Here is a 1,273-nt window from a genome sequence, read left to right on the forward strand (position 1 = left end):
TGACGTTGCCCCCTGCGCCTAATCCAGTTTGAAGTAGGCTCTGGCCCCATCAGAAGGACCAGAGATGAAGCGAACCAGGTTCACCGAAGAGCAGATCATTGCGATCTTGAAAGAGCAGGAGGCCGGCGTTCCAGTTGCCGACCTGTGCCGCAAGCACGGCGTCAGCAATGCCAGCATCTACAAGTGGAAGGCCAAGTATGGCGGCATGGACGTCAGCGAGGCCCGGCGCCTGAAGGCTCTTGAGGACGAGAACGCCCGGCTCAAGAAGCTGCTGGCCGACAGCATGCTCGATAATGCCGCGCTGAAAGATCTTCTTGGAAAAAAATGGTAGCGCCCGCCGCCGAGCGGGATGCTGTCGCCCATCTCCAGACTGCCTATGGGATGAGCGAGCGGCGGGCGTGCCGAGTGTTGGGATGTTGCCGGATGACGATGCGCTACCAGGCGCTTCGGACCGATGACATCGTGCTGCGCGATCGGATGAAAGCCATTGCCCACGAGCGGCGACGGTTCGGCTATCGGCGGCTGCACGTCCTGCTGCGGCGGGAAGGATATCAGGTCAATCACAAGCGCCTGTTCCGGATCTACCGCGAGGAGAAGCTGATGGTGCACCGCCGTGGCGGCCGCAAGCGGGCCATGGGCACCAGGGCGCCGATGCTGATCCCAATGGCGCCCAACGAACGCTGGTCCCTGGACTTCGTCTCCGACCAGCTGACGGACGGCCGGCGCTTCCGGGTGCTGACGGTGGTCGATGATTGCACACGCGAATGCCTGACCTTGGTGGCCGACACCTCGCTGTCTGGCCTGCGCGTTGCCAGGGAGCTCGAGACCCTCATGGCCAGCCGAGGGCGACCCAAGATGATCGTCAGCGATAATGGGACCGAGTTCACGTCCAATGCCATCCTGGGGTTCGCTGACCGGATGGGGATCGGCTGGCACTACATTGCCCCGGGCAAGCCGATCCAGAATGCCTTCATCGAGAGCTTCAACGGCAGGCTGCGGGACGAACTGCTCAATGAGACGCTCTTCCCATCGCTTGCTCACGTCCGGGCCACCGTGGCGTCCTGGCGCGCCGATTACAATCTGCACCGGCCTCACTCGCGGCTGGGTTGGATGACGCCTGCCGAATACGCCGACACCTTCAACCCGCGACGGGATCTGCCGCTCCGCTCAATGACCAGCTCCGCGCCAGCCCCCGTCGCTCACACCGGCCAGATCGGCCAAACCAACCGCCCGAGTCTACTTCACGCTGGATAGAAGTTGGGGGCAACGTCAC

Annotated in this window: 1 protein-coding gene; it reads left to right on the top strand. The window is 63.1% G+C overall.

Annotated features, from left to right (window positions below; all coding sequences use genetic code 11):
• The first annotated feature begins 64 nt into the window (after positions 1–64).
• Positions 65–1,254 (top strand): IS3 family transposase gene (locus tag ACXYMS_RS18180; protein WP_458908264.1). Its coding sequence is split into 2 segments (ribosomal slippage): positions 65–323 and positions 323–1,254, totalling 1,191 coding nucleotides; the frame shifts between segments, so codons are not numbered across the junction.
• Positions 1,255–1,273: the final 19 nt, after the last annotated feature.

The organism is Devosia sp. CAU 1758 (assembly GCF_054482695.1).